We start from the raw sequence: 466 nt of genomic DNA, 5'->3' as shown, positions 1-466 counted from the left end.
ATGCCGCTGACGTCGCTCAGGCCCACCGTGGAGTCGTCGTGGCTGAAGTACAGGTAGACCTTGCCGCGGTTGTCGCGCTCGGGAAACACCTGGGTGGTGCCGTCCGGGCCCAGGCGGGTGCCTTGCTCGGGTGACCATTGCGGGCCGGTACGGCCGTTGTAGCCGCGCTCGTTGAAGCGCAGGTTGGCCAGCGGCGGCTTGGGGTGAGGTGCTTCGGTGACCTTGCTGACGATGTCGATCAGGGTTTGCAGGGTGTGCGAATCCTTGGGCGTGCTGTCGGGCAGCACCGAGTAGGGCGAGGCGACCATGATCAGGCAGTCGGCGCAGCGTTCGCCGCGGTCCACCAGCATGGCCTGGGCCAGCAGGGTGATCAGCGTGCCCTGGCTGTGGCCCATGACGGTGATGGTGTCGTTGGGGGCGATGCGACGGATTTCGCCGATCAGCATGGCCAGGCGCGCGGCGGCGA

1 protein-coding gene is annotated in these 466 nt (G+C 67.6%); it reads right to left on the bottom strand.

Annotated elements, in window-relative coordinates; genetic code table 11:
- A partial coding sequence (locus PMM47T1_RS28495; RefSeq protein ID WP_008375947.1) for a T6SS effector phospholipase Tle3 domain-containing protein occupies positions 1-466 on the bottom strand: 466 nt, incomplete at both ends.

It is taken from the genome of Pseudomonas sp. M47T1 (assembly GCF_000263855.1).
Taxonomy (GTDB): Bacteria; Pseudomonadota; Gammaproteobacteria; order Pseudomonadales; family Pseudomonadaceae; genus Aquipseudomonas.
The sequence above is the reverse complement of the archived record's forward strand: the minus strand, read 5'-3'. Positions and strand labels throughout refer to the sequence as shown.